Genomic DNA, 20,038 nt, shown 5'->3' on the forward strand with positions numbered 1-20,038 from the left:
CCCGATGTTCCCGTGGCACGGTGTTCTGTCTGGTGTTGCGGGCACCCTCGCTGCCGCCCGCAACAGGTCTTCGATCGCCGCCGTCCGGCCGGCCCCGGGTCTGCGCCCGGTCCGGCCCGCTGATCAGTCGGCGGCGCCTGCGGGCTCGGGGACCTGAACGGCCTCTCCCGACCCGGCGTTCTCCTGGCTCCCCACGTCCGCGTCGGAGCGTCCCGTCGTCTCCCTCAGTTCCGCGATCGCGGCCTCGAAGTCGTCGAGCGAGTCGAACGCCCGGTAGACGGAGGCGAATCGCAGATAAGCGACCAGGTCGAGCTCCTGCAACGGGCCGAGTATGGCCAGCCCCACGTCATGGGTGGTCAGCTCGGCGCTCCCGGTGGCCCGCACCGCCTCCTCGACCCGCTGGCCGAGCTGGGCGAGCGCGTCCTCGGTGACAGGCCGCCCCTGGCATGCCTTGCGCACACCATTGATGACCTTGGTACGACTGAAAGGCTCGGTGACTCCGGACCGCTTGACCACCATGAGCGAACACGTCTCCACGGTCGTGAAACGACGGGAGCAGTCCGGACACTGGCGGCGCCTGCGGATCGACGTGCCGTCGTCGGTCGTACGACTGTCGACGACGCGGCTGTCGGGGTGCCTGCAGAAGGGGCAGTGCATGAACTCCCAACCCTCCTCACAGCAGACTCAATAGCCTCGCTGGACCTCACGGGCCCCTCGAAGCAGCCCCCAGCATAGGCGATCGCTGGGGACTCGAAGACCCCGGGGACCACAACTTCTGGGCTGCTGTAGCAATCCAAGCACTAGATGTAGGGATCGTCTCGACAAACACGCCGTACACGCGTGTCGCGCCCGTATGGGCATGTGCCGCGCGACCGAGCCGTCACGGGGGGACACCCCCGCACAGGCCGTACCCCTGCGGCGCATGCGGAGATACGGTGGGCACCGCACGGAGGGAGCGTGGTTCTCCCGCACAGATGAGGACCGAGGCGCTGTCGCCGGAATTCCGGGTGGCAGACTGGGGCGACAACCCGCGAGGGCGTCACTCGGCGGTGAAGAGTACAACAATGGGCCCCTTTGTCCGCCAGGCACCGCGTTAGCCATACACCCAGATGCACGATCACGTCAGGCGATCTGCGATTTTTCACTCGAACGTGTGTTTGGCGCAACCTTTCGAAAGCAACTACCGTTGTCCAGCAGGGAGACCATCGAGAGGGGCCGACGTGACCACCACCGCAGACAGTGCCACCATCACTGCCCAGGACCGCTCCCAGGGCCGACTCGAGCCGGTGCATGCGATGAACGAAGCCACGAATCCCGAGGGACACAAGCGGTCCCTGCCGGGCCGACCTCCAGGCATCCGGGCGGACAGCTCCGGACTGACCGACCGGCAGCGCCGGGTCATCGAGGTCATCAGGGACTCCGTGCAGCGGCGCGGCTACCCGCCGTCCATGCGGGAGATCGGACAGGCCGTCGGCCTCTCCAGCACCTCCTCCGTCGCACACCAGCTCATGGCACTGGAGCGCAAGGGCTTCCTGCGCCGCGATCCGCACCGGCCGCGCGCGTACGAGGTGCGCGGCTCCGACCAGGCCGCCGTGCAGCCCACGGACACCGCCGGCAAGCCCGCCGCGTCCTACGTCCCGCTCGTCGGCCGCATCGCCGCCGGTGGCCCGATCCTCGCGGAGGAGTCCGTCGAGGACGTGTTCCCCCTCCCCCGGCAGCTCGTCGGTGACGGCGAGCTGTTCGTGCTGAAGGTCGTCGGCGACTCCATGATCGAGGCCGCCATCTGCGACGGCGACTGGGTCACGGTCCGCCGTCAGCCGGTCGCCGAGAACGGCGACATCGTGGCCGCGATGCTCGACGGCGAGGCCACCGTCAAGCGCTTCAAGCGCGAGGACGGCCACGTCTGGCTCCTCCCGCACAACGCCGCTTACGAGCCGATCCCCGGCGACGACGCGACCATCCTCGGCGTCGATCCCCTGTTCGGGAATTTGCCCGAGGCCCGCGCGCTGATTGAGGAGATCCACGCCCTGGGGCTGCGCATCCTGATCGACCTGGTACCCAATCACACCTCTTCGCAGCACCCCTGGTTCGGCCAGGCGCTGGCCGGCGGCCCCGGCTGCGTCGAGCGGGACCGTTTCATCTTCAGGCCGGGCCGCGGGCCGGACGGCGGGCTGCCGCCCAACAACTGGCGGAGCATTTTCGGCGGATCGGCGTGGACCCGGGTCGTCGAACCCGACGGAATGCCCGGAGAGTGGTACCTGCATCTGTTCGCGCCTGAGCAGCCCGACCTCAACTGGAACAATGCCGAGGTCCGTCGGGAATTCGAGTCGGTCCTCAGATTCTGGTTCGATCACGGCGGCGACGGGTTCCGCATCGACGTGGCGCACGCCATGAGCAAGGCCCCCGGTCTGCCGGACCTGGGGTCGGCAGACATCGAACACATCGGATCGGCCGCCCATCCAGACCATCCCCACTGGGACCGCGAGGGGATCCACGAGATCTTCCGTGGCTGGCGCGCGGTGGCCGACTCCTATTCCGAGCCCCGCATGTTCGTCGCCGAGGCGTGCGCACGCAATGCAGAACGCCTCTCCCGCTATGTCCGGCCCGGGGAGTTACACACCGCCTTCAACTTCGACTACCTGACCAGCCCGTGGCGCGCGGCGCAGATGCGCACGGTGATCGACAAAGCCCTGACGACGATGGGCGCCGTCGGGGCACCGGCGACCTGGGTGCTCTCCAACCATGACGTCGTGCGGCACCTCACCCGCTACGGCCGACCCCAGCCCCCCGGCCAGATGCACGAACTCGCCGATCATCTTCTTGACGACCCGTTCGACCTGGAACTGGGCACGCGCCGGGCACGGGCGGCCGCTCTGCTCACGCTGGCTCTTCCGGGGTGCGCCTACCTCTACCAGGGCGAGGAACTTGGCCTGTGGGAGGTGGAGAACCTGCCCGATGAGGCGCTGCAGGACCCCATCTGGCACCGATCGGGACACACCCACCGGGGCCGCGACGGCTGCCGTGCCGATGCCCTGGTCCGGCGACACCCCACCCTTCGGCTTCAGCCCCGTGGCTGCCCCAGCCGCAGGAGTGGGCGCGTCTCACCGTCCAGGTGCAGCAAGGTGACGAGCAGTCGATGCTGGAGCTGTATCGGCGAGCGTTGCAGATCCGCAGGGCGCACCCGGCCCTGGGTGACGGGTCGTTGGCCTGGGATCCCACCGCTGGATCCGACGTGCTGTCCTTCACCCGTGCCCCCGATTTCCAGTGCATCGTCAACTTCCGTTCCGACGCCCTTCGGCTTCCAGAGCATGACGGTGTGCTCCTGAGCAGCGTCCCCCTGGAGAACGGACGCTTGCCCGGCGACGCGACCGTGTGGCTTACCCGATGAGACCCACGTGACCGCTCCGCTTGGGCCGGCAGCCTCAGCGGGGCGCCGGTCACCGCATCGGCGGTCACCAGACCGATGAACCTGTGTACGGGCAGGTAAAGGACTTCACTGGTCGTTCCGGAGTCACTATGATGACGTGAAGTAATCAGTTGCATCTGTAGCGTCACCATGCGGCGGGCCGGCCATCGCGCCCCTCGCCCGCCCCTGAGCAGCCGGTCACAAAGCCCGTTCCCGGGGAGCGAGCCACTCCACCGGAGTCACCCTCCTTGGAACCTCAGTCGCGACCGCTCTGATCGCCTCTCCTCAGAGCCGGCTACCGGAACCGGTGTTCCGCTGCTCCCAGATCAGCACTCCGCGTCGACGATGCAAGTGACGGAGACCCTCATGGCCACCAGCTACTGGTTCAACGTCCTGGACTACGGTGCGACCGCCAACGGCGTCACCGATGACACCACCGCAATCCAGTCCGCGATCAACGCGGTGCCGTCCTCCGGCGCAACAGTTGTTTTCCCCGCGGGCACCTACAAGATCACCTCCGCGCTGGTGACCCGCTCCAACCTGATCCTGCAAGGAGTCAGTGACGGCTCGTCGGTGATCGCGCAGAGCAGCACCACGGCCCACGGCATCACCGGCTCGGACATCACGAGGCTGACCATCCAGGACCTCACTGTCCGGGGACCGGGCAGCGGCAGTGGCAAGGGGATCCTGCTGACGCGGTCGGCGAACCCCGCGACCGTCTCGCTGTCATTCTCGCGGGTGACGGTGAAGTCCTTCGGCAACACCGGGATCGAGCTGTCCAATCCGATCGTGTCCACGTTCACCGGCGTGACCTCGGCCAACAACGGCAACCACGGCTGGGACATTCACGGTGTCTCCGGAGGTGCGGCGGGGACGAGCTGCTCGTTCATCGGCTGCTACGCCGACATCGTCACCAACGCCGGCTTCCGTCTGGACACGATGGCCTACTGTTCCTTCGTCGGCTGTGCCGCAGACCACTGCGGCATCGGCTACGAGGTGACCGGCGTCGGGAGTCAGGGCATCAGTTTCAGCGGATGCGGAGCCGAATCCGCGGTCAACCGGGGCACCGGGTACGACGGCTACAGTTGGAAGATCAACGCGGCCATCGGTGTGGGCCTGTTCAACTCCTTCACCTACAACAGCCCCAACGTCAGCATCTGGGTCACCGGCGGCGCCCGGGCGGTCAGCATCCTCGGATTCGCCGAGAACACCCCCACCGCCGCGGCGGTCAACTCCATCAAGGTCGATTCCGGCTGCTCGGCCACCCTCGGCGACTTCAGCAACGTCAAACCCCTGTCGCTGGCCGGCAGTACCAACATCATCAACGACACCGCCGGCGGCACCGTCGCCACCGGCTTCGTCTACGGCGCGGACTCCGCCTACTACGAGGGCACCGTCTCCTCCGGCACCGCGCCGACCTCGGCCGAGCACCTGGCGCGCAAGGACTACGTCGACGCCAAGGTCAACCCCGCCCCCGTCACCCTCACCGACGCCCCCACCATCGCCACCAACGCAGCCCTCGGCGACCTCTTCCGCGTCACCCTGGCGGGCAACAGGACCCTGGGCGCACCCACCAACCCCACCAACGGCCAACGCGTCACCTGGGAACTCATCCAGGACGCCACCGGAAACCGCACCCTCACCCTCAATTCGATCTTTGTCCGGGGTACCACCATCCCCACCGTCACCCTCACCACGACGGCCGGCAAGCGGGACTTCCTCACCGCGATCTACAACTCCACCACGAACAAGTGGTACGTCCTCGACTTCGTCAAGGGCTTCTGAGCAGCTGAGACGACCGCGGTGATCCACTTGCCGGAGGGTCCTGAGCGGGGAGAATCGGCTGTAGGGCATGGCGGCAGTCGTCACGCCCTGGGGCGGCAGGTGGCACCCGCGCTACGACGAGGACAACAGCCCCCTCACCGACGCCGGGAGCCCGCCCGCCCCCATCTCCATCGACCGAGCGACGCGGAGATCCGCCTGGTCGATGGGCGCTACAGGAAGCCGAGTGGTGTCATTGGCGGGCCGGCCGACGCGGGGGCAGACGCGTAAAGAGGCTTGGGGGCCTGCATTCGTACGCCAGCACAGACACCTGACCTCCAAGGGCCTGACCCTGCCCGGACACATGCCCGACCTCCGCGGGGCCGGTCCGGGCCGGATCGTCGTGCTGGTGCCCGCGCACAACGAAGAAGCGCTCATCGCCGAGACCCTCGAGTCGCTCGCGGCGCAGACCAGGCCTGCGGACGAGGTCATCGTCGTCGCCGACCGCTGCACTGACCGCACCGCTCAGATCAGCACAGCCCACGGCGCGAAGGTCGTTGAGACGGTCGCGAACACACAAGACAAGGCAGGTGCGCTCAACCAGGTCCTGAGCGAACTGCTGCCACGGCTGTCCGACGACGACGGCGTCATGATCATGGACTCCGACACCTCGTTGTCCTCCGAGTTCATCGCCCGGGCGGCCCGCCGCCTGCACGAACAGGAACCCGGCCTCCCACCCATCGGCGGCGTGGGCGCCGTCTTCTTCGGCTACCCCCTGCGCGGCCTGGTCTGCCACCTCCAGAACAGCGAATACGTGCGCTACGCACGCGAACTGCACCGACGCCACGGCCGCGCCGACGTCCTGACCGGCACCGCCTCCCTCTACCCGGCCAAGGCACTGCGCCACGTCCACCGAGCCCGCACCGAACACACCCTGCCCCGAGGGGACGCCGTCTACGACGTGCAGTCGCTGACCGAGGACAATGAGCTGACCCTCGCACTCAAACACCTCGGATACCGCTGCGCCTCCCCGTGCGCCTGCATCGTGGGCACCGAGCTCATGCCGACCTGGTCCCGGCTCTACTACCAGCGGCTGCGGTGGCAACGCGGTGCCCTGGACAACCTCCGGGCCTACGGCCTCACGCGCGTCACCTTGCCCTATGTGTGCCGGCAGGTGCTCACCTATCTGAGCGTGGCCTTCGTCCCCTTCTTCCTCACCGTCCTGGGGTACTACACCGTCACCAAGAAATTCCCCGGACTGCCGTGGTTCTGGGTCGCGATCACCGGCATCGCCGGTTTCGAACGCGTCTGGGCAGCCAAACGCGGCGGCTGGAAGGCCTTGCTGCTCGCCCTCGCGATCGTGCCGGAAGTCCTCTTCGACCAGTTCCTCAACGTGGTCTACGCCAAAGCGCTCATCGACATCCTGACCCGCACCGACGCCACCTGGGAACAAACACGCGGCCGCAAGAAACGCCTCAGGAAGCTGCTGGTCACGACCTGCGGTCTGCTCCTCCTGCTGGCCGCCGCCATGGGCCTGGCGTTCGCCTGCATCGCGCTCGGCATCGCATGGCACCTGATCGCTATCTTTGTGCTCTCCGGTGTCGCCGCAGCCGTCATCCGCCTCAGCCGCCTGTACCCCCTGGGGCTGTTGCTGTCTCTGCCCAGCGGGGAACCGAAGCACGACGAGATGCCACCCTGGCCTCAGCCAGGGTGGCCAGCACCGGCAACGACCGGCCCCCGCAGCCACCGTTGACCAGTCACGGCAGCCGCTACCGATCAGGAAGGCCGGCCGCCGGGCCGCCTCTACGCAAGCAGGGGATTGACGCCGGCTCCTGAACGCCGACTGCGACACGACATTGCGTTGCGGCTCCCCGGCGCGGACATCCGTCTGCGCCGGATCATGGACGCCATCCTCTACGTCGACCGGACCGGGATCCCATGGCGGTATCTGCCGCACGACTTCGCCCCATGGGAAACCGTGTACGGATACTTCGCCGCCTGGCAGAAGGACGGCGTCTTTGACCAGCTCAACAGTCTCCTGCGGCGCCTGCAACGGAAGGCCGAGGGGCGCGATGTCGAGCCCAGCGCCTGCGTTCTCGACGCCCAGAGCATCAAGACCTCGGCCAATGTGCCCGCGGCCGGCCAGGGCATCGACGCGGGCAAAAAGAGCACAGGCCGCAAACGGCACATCGGCGTCGACACACTCGGCCTCCTCCTGGCCGTGCTGGTCACCGCCGCCAGCGTCTCCGACAACTCCGGTGGCATCCACCTGCTCTCGGACATTGCTGCAGGCCACCCCCGCGTCACGAAAGCAGTGCCAGCGTCACGATCCTGCAAGCCGCGCGCTCCGTATCCGGCCCGCCCCCATGGCGCGCCTGCAGGCCGAGGAGGAGCGGCGCTTCGCCGAGTTGTACAGGAAGCCGTCATGAGGCTTTCAGGGCGTTCCGGCCGACGACCTCGACGAGCCGTGGCTGAGGTGGATGTTCCCCCAACCCCGATGGCGCCCGACCCCGGACGCCCGACTGGACGCCCTGCCCCGCACCGTCTTCGTGGACGCCGTGGCCGCGGTGAAGCCCGGTCGCCCCATCAAGGTGACCACATACGTCGAGACGGTGGAGTTGTCCCCGAACGCTCGCGCTCGCGCTCGCGAAGGAGGTCGGCGCATGCGTCCGCGTGGGAGGCCGGCCTCGCCGTAGCCCGCGACTACGCGAACGTGCACGGCCACCTTTAAATCCGCAGTTGCAGAGTGTTGAGCTGACGCCTCTTGCTGGGGCAGTTTGGTCAGTGACCCACCGACGACCTGCTCCATTACAGGCCCTCGCACCCGTCTGGTGGCCCTTCACCACTCCCCGAGCAACAGACCATCTGGCACGCATGAGGCAACTGGCACGGCACGCCATGCGGGACGCCTCCGGCGCTCCTAGTCTGGCGCCACTCGGGGCCGTCACGGAGGTACCCCATGCCCGAACCATCCGGAGCGGCGCCATCTCCTTCGGCCTGGTCACCGTGCCGATCAGCGTGCAGTCGGCGACCGAGAACCACTCGATCCAGTTCCACCAGTACCACCTGGAGGACATGGGCCGGGTGCGGGTGCGCAAGGTGTGCGAGCTCGAGGACCGCGAGGTGGCCCAAGCCGAGATCGGCAAGGGCTACGAGTACGCGCGTGACCAGGTCGTGGCGATCACAGATGAGGACCTGAGCAATCTGCCGCTGCCGACGGCGAAGGCCATCGAGATCGCCGCGTTCGTGCCCCTTCAGAGCATCGACCCGATCCGGATCGGCGAGGGCTACTACCTCTCCCCCGACGGGACCGTGGCGGCCAAACCGTACAAGCTGCTGGTCCAGGCCCTGGGCAGGTCGTCGAAGGTGGCGATCGCCAAATACGCGTGGTCCGGCCGGGAACGCTTGGGCATGCTGCGCGTGAAGGACGACGTGATCGTGCTCCATTATGGACAGGGTTTGCGGCTGTCCGTTGTCCGCACTGCCGGGCTGGATGTTCTTGCCGATTTGCGCGGCGCGGATCGCGTCGACGTACCCGCTCGGGCCGGTGCCGAGGGCGACGACGCCGTAGGGCGTGCTCATGAGGTGCCCCTTTCCAGGGTGTTCGATGGCTGGCTCGTGGAGCGAGGGGTCATGCGGCGCGGTGGTGGGGTGCCAGGGTGGCGTGGATCTGGTCGCGGATGTCGGCGAGGACGGCTTCGTCGCTGCGGTGCAGGTACACGGTGGCAGTGGTGCTGATGTGGATGATCGCGGTGATCACCCGAGCCAGCGTTGCCGCGTCGGCGGCACCGATGTACTCGTTGCGGGTGAGCAGGCCGGTGATGCCGTCCTCGAGGCGGCCGGCAAGGGTTAGACCCGCTTGCCGGTAGGGCTCGGCCGGGTCGCCGAAGACGAGTTCGTGCAGGTATGTGCGGCCGTTCTCGATGTGCTCCCTCAGGCACTCCACCACGGGACGGATGAGAGCGACGACCGGCTCCAGCACGCCCTGCCCGACGGCGGCGTCCGCGGCGGCGAGGCCGACGTCGATGGCGGCGGCGAACTTCTCGTTCTGCACCATGATCAGCAGTTCGGCCTTTGTGGACGCGTACAGGTAGAGGGTGCCGATCGCGACGTCGGCCCGGTGGGCGATCTGCTGCGTCGTGACCTTGCTGACGCCGTGTTCGGCGAACAGCTCACGGGCCGCGGTCATGATGCGCTCGCGCTTGGCCTGTTTGGCCCGCTCGCGGCGCCCGATCGGCATGTGGCCGCGTCCCATGGGGCCTCCCTTGACAATAATTCTGAGTGCACTCATAATTGAGTGTACTCAGGCTGGCCGAGTGGGGCGAGACCGACTTGGTCTCAGACCTGGATAAATAGGATGAAGGCAAGGAGAGACGCCCCATGAGAGCGTTCGTCGTCACCAAGTACAAGGAGCCGCTGCAGGAGGCGGACGTCCCCGAGCCCACCGTGGGGGAGCACGACGTACTGGTGCGGGTGGAGGCCGCCGGGCTGAATCCGCTGGATGAGAAGATCCGCGCCGGTGAGTTCAAGCAGATCCTGCCCTACAAGCTGCCACTGATCTTGGGCAACGACGTCGCGGGCACCGTCATCAATGTCGGGACGGCGGTTCGCGGCTTCAAGCCCGGAGACGAGGTCTACGCCCGGCCCGACCAGGACCGCATCGGCACGTTCGCCGAACGCATCGCCGTCGCGGAGGGCGACCTGGCGCTCAAGCCCGCTTCGATCAGCATGGAAGAGGCCGGCTCGCTGCCGCTGGCGGCGCTCACGGCGTGGCAGGCGCTGGTGGAGCGCGGGAAGGTGCGGCCCGGGCAGAAGGTTCTGATCCACGCCGGCGCCGGCGGGGTCGGTTCGATCGCGATCCAGCTCGCCTCGCACCTGGGTGCGAGCGTCGCCACGACCGCCAGCGGTTCCAACGCGGACTTCGTGCGCGCGCTCGGCGCGGACACGGTGATCGATTACCGCACCCAGGACTTCGAGCAGCTCCTGACCGGCTACGACCTGGTGTTTGACAGCCTCGGTGGTGAGAATCTCGAGAAGTCCCTGCGGGTGCTCAAGCCCGGCGGCAAGGCCATCGGGATCGCCGGTCCCCCGGACCCCGCGCTCGCCCGCGAGGCCGGCCTGAACCCGCTGCTGCGCCTGGCGGTCGCAGCCCTGAGCCGCAAGATCCGCAGGCAGGCGAAGAAGCTCGGGGTGACGTATGAGTTCCTGCTCATGCGCGCCAGCGGCGACCAGCTCCGCCAGATCACCACCCTCATCGACCAGGGCGTGGTGCGTCCGGTCGTGGGAAAGGTGTTCGGCTTCGACCAGACCCCCCAGGCGCTGCAGTCCCTGTCCCAGGGTGGCATCCGCGGCAAGGCCGTCATCACCGGCAACAGCTGACCCGCCGCAACCGCGACGGTCGACACAGAACACACAGCGACACAGAACACGCAAGGAGAATCCGTCATGAGCAGCACCGACACCCCGAACGAAGCCGTCATCACCTCCTACGCGAAGGCCCCGGCCCGCACCGTCAGCGCCGGTGGCGTCACCTACGCCTACCGCGAGCTGGGCCCGAAGGGCGGCATCCCCGTCGTCTTCTTCGTCCACCTCGCCGCGACCCTGGACAACTGGGACCCCCGCATCGTCGACCCCATCGCCAAGGGCCGTCACGTCATCGCCTTCGACAACCGCGGTGTCGGAGCCTCCACCGGCCAGGTGCCGGACAGTGTCGAGGCGATGGCCGACGACGCCTACACCTTCATCAAGGCGCTCGGGTACGACAAGATCGACGTCTTCTCCTTCTCCCTCGGCGGCATGGTCGCCCAGGCCCTGGTGGTGAAGCACCCCGAGCTCGTCCGCAAGCTCGTCCTCACCGGCACCGGGCCCAAGGGCGGCAAGGACATCGACAAGGTCGCCAGAGTCACCTACTGGGACATCCTGCGCGCCACCCTGACCCGCTCGGACCCCAAGGAGTTCCTGTTCTTCAACCGCAACGCCACCGGCAAGCCCGCCGCACGCGCGTTCGTCAACCGGCTCAAGGAGCGCACCGTCGACCGCGACGCGGACATCAAGACCAAGGCGTTCCAGACACAGCTGAAGGCGATCAAGAAGTGGGGGCGCTCCGCCCCCGACGACCTGTCGTCGATCACGCAGCCCACCCTGATCGCCAACGGCGACAACGACCGCATGGTGCCCTCGGTCCTGTCCGAGGACCTGCACCGGCGCATCAAGGACAGCCAGGTGATCATCTACCCCGACTCCGGGCACGGCGGCATCTTCCAGTACCACCAGGAGTTCGCCCCCGTAGCGGTCGAGTTCCTGGCCCGATGACCACCACCTGACCAGGGAAGAGAAGGGCAACACCATGAGCACGTCACCGGCCGTCGCACCCCTGGACGTGAAGAAGCACCTCACCTCCTCGATCCTGCTGTGGGTGCGCACCGACCAGCCCCGCCAGAGGGGCATGGACCACTGGAAGGGCCCGCACTCAGGGATCATCTCCGCCACCCCGGGCCTATGGAGGAGTACCGGCAGATCCACCTCGCCGAGCACAACCCGGGCCGGTGGCCGACCACCGACGGGGTCCAGACCGCGATCCCCGCAGACCGGAAGATCGACGGCGTCGCGGAAGTCACCTTCCAATCGGCGCTCGCACCCCTGAAAGGGCGCAAGCAGACGAAGTTGGCCTACGCCGACGAGATCAACGTGTTCCGCCGCACCCTGCTCTACGCCGGCCCGCCGAACTCCTCTCGGTGGTACGACGTCGCAGGCCCCGGGCAGACGGTCGGTGCCCGCGCGCTGATCTACCTGCGCCGCAGGGACGGGGTCGGCGCCGGCGCCTTCCGGAAGTTCGTCAACGAGCAGCTCGCCCCCGCCCTCGCCGGCACCGGAGTGCTGAAGGAACTGCGCACGCAGACGTTCCTGCCCTGGCTCGAAAAGCTCTGGGACACCCCGGACGTCGCCCACGACAACCCTCACGACCAGCGCTTCCACGCCTCGGTCAGCCTCGGGTTCACCGACACCGCGGCACGGGACGCCTTCTTCACCGGCCACGTGCTCGAGGACCTGTCCAACCGGCTGGCACCGCACGTCTCCGCGATCCATGCCTACGACGTCACCGCCGCCCTGACCTACGTCAAGAACGGCGAGATCCTCCCGCACTACCAGGAGTGAGCAGCGCAGGTGGGAAGCGGGCCCAAGTGAAGAGATCACGTCGGGACCGAAGAAAAATGTCAGGCGTTCGTGCTGCGCAGGTCCGGGTAAAGCGCCTCGACCGGGCCGCTCAGAGCCGCCTTGACCCCCTTGGTCAACTCGTCGGCCAGGACCTCGTATTCGCCGGCCTCGACGGCGTCGTAGACCGTCGTCACCAGCTGCGTCGGCAGCATCTTGGGCCCGTCAGCGTGCGCGGCCATGTCGGTGTCGACGTAGCCCATGTGCACACCCGTCACGTGGACGCCCATGGGTGCGAACTCGATGCGCAGCGAGTTGGTGGCCGACCACAGTGCGGCCTTGGACGCGCTGTAGGCGCCGCCGAAGGCATACCAGCTGGCAACCGAGTGCACGTCGATGAGGATCGACCCCTGCTTGGCGGCGAGGAGCGGTGCGAAGGCGCGGGCGAGGAAGACCGGCCCGAAGAAGTTCGTCTCCATGTTCGCCCGGATGTCCGCCTCGGTGACGTCCAGCAGGCTCGCGCTCGGCGGGGTGACGCCCGCGTTGTTGACGAGCACGGTGACATCCGCCGCGTCGGCGACGGCCGCGTCGATCGACGCGCGGTCGGTGACGTCGAGAGTCAGGGGGACGATGCGTTCATCGTCCCAGGCACGGGGGGAACGGGCGGTGGCGTAGACCTTGGCGGCGCCGCGAGCCAGGGCCTCGTGGACGAGGTGGGTGCCGATACCGCCATTGGCGCCGGTGACGAGGACGACTGCTCCATCGAGAGAGGGCATGGGTGTTCCTTCGTTCCAAGGGGATGTGAAGTGCGTGGCCTCGCACGGATGGAGCAATGACTCCTCGCCCTGCCGTGGAAGAATGAGCGCAGCCGTATTCGAGCCCACGCGATAGCGACTGTAATCATAACTGACTACAGTCAGAATATTCCCCTGGAGGACACCGTCATGCCTGTCGCCCCCCAGTCGGTCGGACGGCGCGAGCGGAACAAGCAGGAGAAATTCGACCGCATTGTCGCTGCCGCCAGTGAACTGTTCGCCGAACACGGCGTCGATGAGGTCACGACCCAGCAGATCGCCGACAAGGCCGACATCGGCACCGGGACCTTGTTCCTTTATGCCAAGACCAAGGGCGAACTCCTCCTGCTTGTGCAGAACGCCAAGTACGCCGAAGCACTTGAGCAGGGCCGGGCGGACGCCGAGGCCATCCCAGGCGTGCTGGACGCGGTGATGGCGATCGTCCGGCCGATCGTGGAGTGCAACCGCACCCAGATCGACAACGGACGCACTTACCTGCGAGAGATGGTCTTCGGCGACCCTGAGGAACCCCGGCACAGCGCGGCACTCGCCATCGTCGCGCAGGCCGAGGAGGCCATCGCCGCCGTGCTGCGCCGAGACGAGCGGGTCACGGAGGGCGACGCCGCGACGCTGGCACACATCGTGTCCGCCGTGATGTTCCTCAGCACGGCGGCGAGCGTGAACATCGCCTTGAGCGTCGAGGAGATCGTGCAGGACATCCGAGGGCAGGTTGACGTCTTGCTGCCTCGCTGAAGCGCGGCCCAGCCTCAGGCCCAGGCGACCATCTGGGTGGCCCTCGGCTGCGTCATGGCCCGAATCCATAAACGGCAGGTCATCCGGCCGCGGCTGCCCATTCCGGCGTGGCCGGAGGGGCGGGCGGGCGGAGGGTAACCGCCACCGCGTGCTCGGGCCGCACACGCGTTCGCCGTAGCATCGAGGCGGGTTATCGGCGCACTATCGTCGGAGCCTTGAGTCCCCCATCAGCGAGCGCAGCCGAGGACACGGTGACAGACACCCACAGAGCGGCCCGGTTCGACCACACCGCCGTCGACGGCATCCGGGTGCTCACCGTGCGCGGCGAGATCGACCACGATGTCAAGGATGTGCTCAGCGAGGCCCTGCTGTCCTTTGACGGCGCGACGCCGCGGACCGTGGTGGACCTCAGTGGCGTGACCTTCATGGACTCCAGCGGCATCAACGTCTTCGTCGCCGCCCACCAGAGCATGAGCGACGCTCAGGGGTGGCTGCGTATGGCCGGCGCCCAGGAGTCGGTGCTGCGGCTCCTTCAGATCGTCGGCCTGGACCAGGTCATCGGCTGCCATTCCACCGTCGAGCAGGCCCTGACCGCCTGACCCGCGGTGTGCCCGGTCGCGGCGTTCTAGCCGGCTTCCCCGTCTGAGGCCTCCTGCTGGCGTGACCGCCGGTGTACAGCCGCGTCTAGGAGTTGTCCGGTCGATCATGTTCGGAGCCAGATGACGAGTGCTGCCGCGGTTGCTGTCCCGAGGTAGACGTAGCCGCGCTTGTCGTATCGGGTGGCGACGGCTCGGGCGTTCTTGAGCCGGTTGATGGACCGTTCGACAGTGTTGCGTTTGTTGTACCGTTCCTCGTCGAAGCCGGGGGGCCGTCCTCCGCGTGAGCCTTTGCGCAGGCGGGCGGCTTGACTGTCGGTCTTCTCCGGGGTGCTGTGCCGGATACCGCGTCGTCGCAGGTACTCGCGGCAGGGCCCGTTGCTGTATGCCTTGTCAGCCGCGAGGCTGTCGGGCTTCTTGCGTGGCCTGCCCGGCCCGATCCGCGGCACTCGGATCTTCTCCGGAACGACCTGGAACTGAGTGCAGTCCGCTTGTTGCCCTGGTGTGACGATCAGGGACAGTGGGCGGCAGCGGCCGTCCGCACTCAGGTGCAGCTTGGTGGTGAACCCGCCGCGCGAGCGGCCCAGGCCCTTACCTCTTGCACTACCTCCACCAGGCGACGAGGCTCTGCCACGGCGTCTCGTCCCGGTGTTCTGTCCGCACGTCCCCTTTTGCGCCGGGAGTCGGCGGCGGGTCGGTGCGAGCACCGGCGGCGTGCTGACGCGCCCGAACGATCGCGGAGGCGACCGAGACGTCCCAGTCGATCTCCCCGGCCGCGTCGGCCTCGGGCTGGACCTGCTGGAGCAGGTTTTCCCAGGTTCCATCGGTCGACTACAGCCGGTGCCGTTCATAGACCGGCTTCCACGGCCCGAACCGTTCGGGCAGGTCACGCCGCTGCAGGCCGGTCCGCACCCGGTGCAGAATCCCGTCGATCACCTGCCGGTGATCCCACCACCTGCCGCAACGGCCGTTGCTTACCGGCAGGAACGGCCGCAGCCGTTCCCACTCGGCATCCATGAGATCACCCTGCCCCATGTGCAAGTCAACGACCCAGGCAGGGAACGGTCACATAGTCGGCCGGACAACTCCTAGCCGCACCTAGCATGGTCGTATGCGATCCGGTGCGGGGGAACGTGACGGTACGGACATGTGGGAGGTCGCTCTTCCGGAGCGGCCGCTGCAGGTGCGTGGGGTCCAGATGGCCGGCTTTCGGGACCGGGGAGTGGTGCCGATCGATCTGAGGGTGATTCCGCAGCCCGCGGTGAGTCTGGCGCTGGAGTTCGGTTCGGGGATGCCGTTCGTGGAACAGGACGGTGGGTGGCAGTTGCGGGGAAATATCGTTGCCGGGCTCGGGGCCGGGGCGTCCGGCGCGGTGCGGGTGCGGGGTGGGAGTTACGAGGGTGTGCAGGTGAGGCTGTCACCGCTGGTCTCGCGTGCGGCGCTGGGGGTTTCGCCCGCCGAGTTGGACGGGGCCGTGTTCGGGCTGGAGGAGCTGTGGGGTCGGGAGGCCTCGCGGATCCGGGAGGGGCTGGACAACGCCTCCACCTGGGAGCAGCGCTTCGCGCTGACGGACGCGCTGCTGGCCCGGCGGATCGCCGAGGGGCCGGCTGTGGACGCCGAGGTGGGGTGGGCGTGGCGGCGGATCGTCGCGAGTCAGGGTGTGGTGAAGGTCGAGGGCCTGGCGACTGAGGTCGGCTGGAGCCGGAAGCGCCTGTGGGCCCGGTTCCGGGCGCAGATCGGTCTGCCGCCCAAGCGCGCCGCGGATCTGGTCCGGTTTGACCACGCCGTGCACCGTCTGACCGCCGGTGAACCCGCCGCTCTGGTCGCGGCGGAGAGCGGCTACGCCGACCAGTCCCACCTGCACCGCGACATCGTGGCGCGGACCGGGGCGACGCCGGTGACGGTGGTGGGTGACCCGTGGCTGGAGGTCGACGACGTGGCCTGGAGCGACTGACGGAACAATTCTTCAAGACACCGGCCGCCGAACTGGTGATGCTGCGCGTATGTCGAACTCACACGATCTTCTCCCCCGCCCCCGCTACGGTGTCGACGCTCCGGCGTTCCCCGCCCTGACCGGTGCCGTTGGCGTCGCCTGCTGCCTCGCCGCCACCCGGTGGCGGCCGAGTCGACGTGGACGAGCCACCACGGCCGCCATCGGCGCGGCGGTGCTCGCGTCCACCGGGGTGTACCTGCACACCACGCTGCGCGGCAAATTCCGCTTCTGGGAGCGGGAGCTGGACCGGATCGGCCTGAAGGGCGGCGAGCAGCTGCTCGACCTCGGCTGCGGTCGCGGCATGGTGCTGATCGAGGCAGCGACGCGGCTGCCGAAGGGACGTGCCCACGGCGTCGACCTGTGGACCGGCGACCAGAGCGGCAACAACCCCGCGGCCACCCTGGCCAACGGCGCGGCGGCCGGGGTGGCTGGCCGGGTCGAGGTGCACACGGCCGACATGACCGAGCTGCCGTTCGAGGACGCGTCCTTCGACGTAGTGACGAGCGCGATGGCCATCCACAACATCCCCTCGCGCGAGGCGCGCCGCAGTGCCGTGGACGAGGCGATGCGGGTGCTGCGCCCCGGCGGGCAGCTGGTCGTCGCGGACTTGTGGTGGGCGCTCAAGGACTACACAGCGCACCTCGGAGAGGGCACGCTGCGCCCGCTCGGGCCCGGGTACTGGTACGGCGGGCCGTGGTTCGCCGTCACGCTGTTCCGTGTCGTTAAGGAGTCGGCCCCAACAAGTGAGGAGCCGTGCTGACCGCGCGACCGCAGCATTGGCTGCTACTCCTGTCCTCGCTCGCGTCCGTCGCGCTGTTCACAGTCGTGACGCCCCCCTCGGGCTGGCGGTCGCCGTGGCGCTGGACGCCTTCGTGCTGCGGACGGTGGTTCGTCCCGGCGGTCATGCACCTGTGCGGACACGCCAACTGGTGGTTGCCCGCCTAACTGGACCGCCGCCTGCCGCACTTGACGGTCGAGCCGCCAACGGAGGAGGAGCAGCCCACCCACGCGCCGGGACCCGCCCTGGTGTGACGGGCGGAATTCCTCGCGCCCGTCGGCCGCAGCTTCGTCAATCAGCTCCACCAGACGCAGCCAGCCCGGGGCGGACGTGTCCTGGCGCTCGGTGTGGAATTCGGCCCGGGCTCGCAGATGCGGCCTGGACTGGTCGAAACACTCGCAAGCATCCTGGCGAATTCCGCGTCGCTCCGGACCGAATCCGACTGTCACCCCAGCGGTTCACCTGGAGATGCGGCTCTCTCCCCCTCGTCATGGCACAAAGATACGAGGGCGCCGCAGACCCCATGAGGCCGTCACGTCGCCTGTGGGGCCCGGCCTCGCCGGTCACCGTGGTGTGACATCAGCGGCGCAGCAGGGTGACGACACCAGCAGCGTCGTCACCCTGATCCACTTCTGAGCTTGTTCCGCTTTGACGGACACCATTGGTGTGGTGGTCAGGCTGCGCGTGCGGTCTCGTAGTCGGCGGGACTTCGGTAGCCGAGGCTGCTGTGCAGTCGGTGCAAGTTGTACCAGCCCTCGATGAAATCGAAGATCGCGGTCCGGGCGGCGGCCCGGCTGGGCCAGGAGCTGGTGCCGAGCAGTTCCCTCTTGATGGTGGCGAAGAACGACTCGGCGAGCGCGTTGTCCCAGCACTGTCCGGTGCGGCCGACCGACAGACATACTCCCAACTGGTCTGCCAGCGTTGCGAGTTGGTGACTGGTGTACTGGCAGCCGCGATCCGAGTGAAAGATCACCGGACCGATAGGGCGACGCTGTCGGCAGGCGGCCGTGAGGGCATCGGCGACCAGATCGGTCCGCAGGTGGTCGGCCGTCGCCCAGCCGACCACTCGACGGGAGGCTATGTCGATGACGGTGGCCAGATAGAGCCAGCCCTCGTCCGTGGCGATGTAAGTGATGTCGCCGCACCAGCGGGCATCCAGGCCGGCAGCATCGGGCTGGAAGTTGCGCAGGACGAGATCGGGCCGCAGGGCAGCTCGTGGATCGGGGATCGTCGTCAGGTGCCGTCGTCTGCGGTGTAGGCCCTGCAGGCCGGCAGCCCGCATCAGCCGCGCGACGCGTCGGCGGCCGCATCCGGCGCCTGACCGCTTGAGCACAGCATGGACGCGTGGGGCGCCGTAGGTTCCCCGCGATCTCGTGTGGACGTCGGCAATCTGTTCCGCCAGCTCGGCGTCACGGACCGCGCGGGGACCAGGCCTGGCAACGCGGCGGGCATAGAAGGCGGTCCGGGAGACCTTCAGCAGCTCACACGCTCGTTTCACGCTGTGACCTGCACGCTTCTCCGCCTCGATGAACGGGTGCACCGTCACCGGGTCTCCTTGATGCTCCTATGTCAAGCAGCCAGGCTGATGGGCGTTTTTGGTCGCGGGTTGAGGGGTTGGTCGAGGTCGGCTTGGTCGGCGAGCAAGGCCCGGTAGACGCGGTCCGAGATGCGACGCCGCAGCAGACGCAGGGCCTCCGTCTTGGTCTTGCCGGCGGTGAGTTGCTTGGCGAAGTAGGCGGCGCCTTCGCCGTCGCCTCGCACCTGGGTCACGGCGATCATGTGGAGAGCATGGTTGACGGTGCGATTGCCGCCCCGGTTGAGCCGAACGCGGACCTTGTTGCCTGACCAGACGGGGATCGGGGCTGTGCCGTTGAACCGGGCGAAGGCGGCCCTGGAGACGAACCGACGGGCGTCGGCGGCCTCTCCGATGATGACCGCGGCGCCCAGAATTCCGCAGCCGGGGATCGCCAGCAGATGCGGTGCTCGGGCGGCGACCAACCGACGGATTTGGCTCTCCAGCGCGTTGATGCGTTCCGAGAGGCGGCGGCAGTCCGCGACCAGTTCGGCAGCGATGGCCGCGAGCGTCCCGTGATGCTGGATCAAGGCTTGGGCCAAGTGGTCCAGGACGCACAGGCGGCGCAGGCCACGCGAGGCGACGGCCAGCCCCGGGTCCAGCTCGTGCAGGAACCAGCGCAGCTTGTTGCCGATCGCGGTGCGCTGGGCCACCAACGAGCGCCGATGGTCGACCAGCAGTTTGATGTCCCGGCTCGGCCCGTCCAGACATGCCTTAGGCAGGTCGGGCTCGCGCAGAGCGACCCGGGCCACTGCTTCGGCGTCGATCGGGTCGGACTTCCCGCGCTCCCGGGCCGAGCGTCGCGCGCCGGCCATCAACCGGGTGTGCACCCGCACCACCGCGTGTCCACTGTTGAGCAGGTCGGCCTCGAATCGGCGGGTCAAGTGGCGGCAGTCCTCGACTGCTACCAGCACCGGACCGAAGCCGTGCAGCCAGGCCAGCGCCTTGAGATGGCCAGCGGGCCGGGCCGCCACGGTCAGTTCCGCCAGCCGCTTCCCCAGCGGATCGACCGCCACCAGCGTATGCGTGTTCTTGTGTCCGTCTATCCCGACGACGATCAACGTGCCTCCCTGCGATGATGCCGGATGCTCAGGTGATCGTCCGGCGTCGGGGGCACGCCTCAATCGGGCCAGCGGCAAGCTCCTATCAAGCCACACCGCACCGGACGGCCTGCGACCGGCGGGCGGCACATCGCCGACAAGCCACCGTTGCACGGGGCAGCGAAGAAACGA

At 68.1% G+C, this 20,038-nt stretch carries 15 protein-coding genes and 4 pseudogenes; 13 read left to right on the forward strand and 6 right to left on the reverse strand.

The genetic code is table 11. The features are described 5' to 3' along the window. Positions 1 to 123 precede the first annotated feature (123 nt). Positions 124 to 657, reverse strand: coding sequence for a transcriptional regulator NrdR (nrdR, locus tag ACZ56U_RS02865; RefSeq protein WP_469082229.1), 534 nt, complete (start codon positions 655 to 657; stop codon positions 124 to 126). Between the two features lie 563 nt (positions 658 to 1,220). Here nrdR and lexA point away from each other — a divergent pair. The 6 genes and pseudogenes from lexA to ku all read left to right on the forward strand — a co-directional run. Further along, positions 1,221 to 1,967, forward strand: a pseudogene (lexA, locus tag ACZ56U_RS02870) (transcriptional repressor LexA); the annotation flags it as partial. A 45-nt stretch (positions 1,968 to 2,012) separates the two neighbouring features. After that, positions 2,013 to 3,326, forward strand: a pseudogene (locus ACZ56U_RS02875) (alpha-amylase family glycosyl hydrolase); the annotation flags it as partial. Between the two features lie 446 nt (positions 3,327 to 3,772). Next, positions 3,773 to 5,191, forward strand: a complete 1,419-nt coding sequence (locus ACZ56U_RS02880) for a glycosyl hydrolase family 28-related protein (RefSeq protein ID WP_469082230.1) — start codon at positions 3,773 to 3,775, stop codon at positions 5,189 to 5,191. A gap of 340 nt (positions 5,192 to 5,531) precedes the next feature. Next, complete coding sequence (locus ACZ56U_RS02885; RefSeq protein ID WP_469082231.1) at positions 5,532 to 6,920, forward strand: glycosyltransferase family 2 protein; 1,389 nt, start codon at positions 5,532 to 5,534, stop codon at positions 6,918 to 6,920. 135 nt (positions 6,921 to 7,055) lie between these two features. After that, a pseudogene (locus ACZ56U_RS02890) lies at positions 7,056 to 7,481 on the forward strand (IS5 family transposase); the annotation flags it as partial. Between the two features lie 560 nt (positions 7,482 to 8,041). Beyond that, a complete protein-coding gene (gene ku, locus ACZ56U_RS02895) occupies positions 8,042 to 8,905 on the forward strand; it encodes a non-homologous end joining protein Ku (protein WP_469082232.1) in 864 nt (287 codons plus the stop codon). Here ku and ACZ56U_RS02900 read toward each other — a convergent pair. Further along, a complete protein-coding gene (locus tag ACZ56U_RS02900; RefSeq protein ID WP_469082233.1) occupies positions 8,799 to 9,422 on the reverse strand; it encodes a TetR/AcrR family transcriptional regulator in 624 nt (207 codons plus the stop codon). The two genes, ku and ACZ56U_RS02900, sit on opposite strands and share 107 nt — an antisense overlap. Positions 9,423 to 9,547: 125 nt before the next feature. On the opposite strand from ACZ56U_RS02900, the gene ACZ56U_RS02905 reads away from it, so the two are divergent. From ACZ56U_RS02905 to ACZ56U_RS02915, 3 genes are all read left to right on the forward strand, one after another. Continuing rightward, the gene (locus ACZ56U_RS02905) at positions 9,548 to 10,546 is read left to right on the forward strand and encodes an NADP-dependent oxidoreductase (protein WP_469082234.1); all 999 of its coding nucleotides are present in this window, start codon (positions 9,548 to 9,550) and stop codon (positions 10,544 to 10,546) included. A 66-nt stretch (positions 10,547 to 10,612) separates the two neighbouring features. After that, a complete protein-coding gene (locus tag ACZ56U_RS02910) occupies positions 10,613 to 11,479 on the forward strand; it encodes an alpha/beta fold hydrolase (protein WP_469082235.1) in 867 nt (288 codons plus the stop codon). 186 nt (positions 11,480 to 11,665) lie between these two features. Beyond that, positions 11,666 to 12,322, forward strand: coding sequence for a strictosidine synthase (locus tag ACZ56U_RS02915; RefSeq protein ID WP_469082236.1), 657 nt, complete (start codon positions 11,666 to 11,668; stop codon positions 12,320 to 12,322). A gap of 59 nt (positions 12,323 to 12,381) precedes the next feature. On the opposite strand, the gene ACZ56U_RS02920 is transcribed toward ACZ56U_RS02915, so the two are convergent. Next, positions 12,382 to 13,095 carry an SDR family oxidoreductase gene (locus tag ACZ56U_RS02920; RefSeq protein WP_469082237.1) on the reverse strand — a complete coding sequence of 238 codons (714 nt, stop codon included), beginning with the start codon at positions 13,093 to 13,095 and terminating at the stop codon, positions 12,382 to 12,384. Between the two features lie 168 nt (positions 13,096 to 13,263). Between ACZ56U_RS02920 and ACZ56U_RS02925 the strand changes: the two genes are divergently transcribed. Together ACZ56U_RS02925 and ACZ56U_RS02930 are read left to right on the forward strand one after the other, a co-directional pair. Further along, positions 13,264 to 13,866, forward strand: coding sequence for a TetR/AcrR family transcriptional regulator (locus tag ACZ56U_RS02925; RefSeq protein ID WP_469082238.1), 603 nt, complete (start codon positions 13,264 to 13,266; stop codon positions 13,864 to 13,866). A 251-nt stretch (positions 13,867 to 14,117) separates the two neighbouring features. Next, a complete protein-coding gene (locus ACZ56U_RS02930) occupies positions 14,118 to 14,465 on the forward strand; it encodes an STAS domain-containing protein (RefSeq protein WP_469082239.1) in 348 nt (115 codons plus the stop codon). Positions 14,466 to 14,569: 104 nt separating this feature from the next. On the opposite strand, the pseudogene ACZ56U_RS02935 reads toward ACZ56U_RS02930, so the two are convergent. Further along, positions 14,570 to 15,497: pseudogene (locus ACZ56U_RS02935) on the reverse strand (IS5 family transposase). A gap of 163 nt (positions 15,498 to 15,660) precedes the next feature. Between ACZ56U_RS02935 and ACZ56U_RS02940 the strand changes: the two are divergent. Both ACZ56U_RS02940 and ACZ56U_RS02945 read left to right on the forward strand, forming a co-directional pair. Beyond that, positions 15,661 to 16,416, forward strand: coding sequence for an AraC family transcriptional regulator (locus ACZ56U_RS02940; protein ID WP_469082240.1), 756 nt, complete (start codon positions 15,661 to 15,663; stop codon positions 16,414 to 16,416). 49 nt (positions 16,417 to 16,465) lie between these two features. Beyond that, on the forward strand, positions 16,466 to 17,215 hold the full coding sequence (locus tag ACZ56U_RS02945) for a class I SAM-dependent methyltransferase (protein ID WP_469082241.1): 750 nt from the start codon (positions 16,466 to 16,468) through the stop codon (positions 17,213 to 17,215). Between the two features lie 691 nt (positions 17,216 to 17,906). Here the strand turns inward: ACZ56U_RS02945 and ACZ56U_RS02950 are convergent. After that, a complete protein-coding gene (locus tag ACZ56U_RS02950) occupies positions 17,907 to 18,779 on the reverse strand; it encodes an IS3 family transposase (protein WP_469082242.1) in 873 nt (290 codons plus the stop codon). Positions 18,780 to 18,802: 23 nt separating this feature from the next. Next, positions 18,803 to 19,867, reverse strand: a complete 1,065-nt coding sequence (locus ACZ56U_RS02955; RefSeq protein WP_469082243.1) for an IS110 family RNA-guided transposase — start codon at positions 19,865 to 19,867, stop codon at positions 18,803 to 18,805. Positions 19,868 to 20,038 lie beyond the last annotated feature (171 nt).

The organism is Streptomyces sp. NPDC034103 (assembly GCF_055575395.1).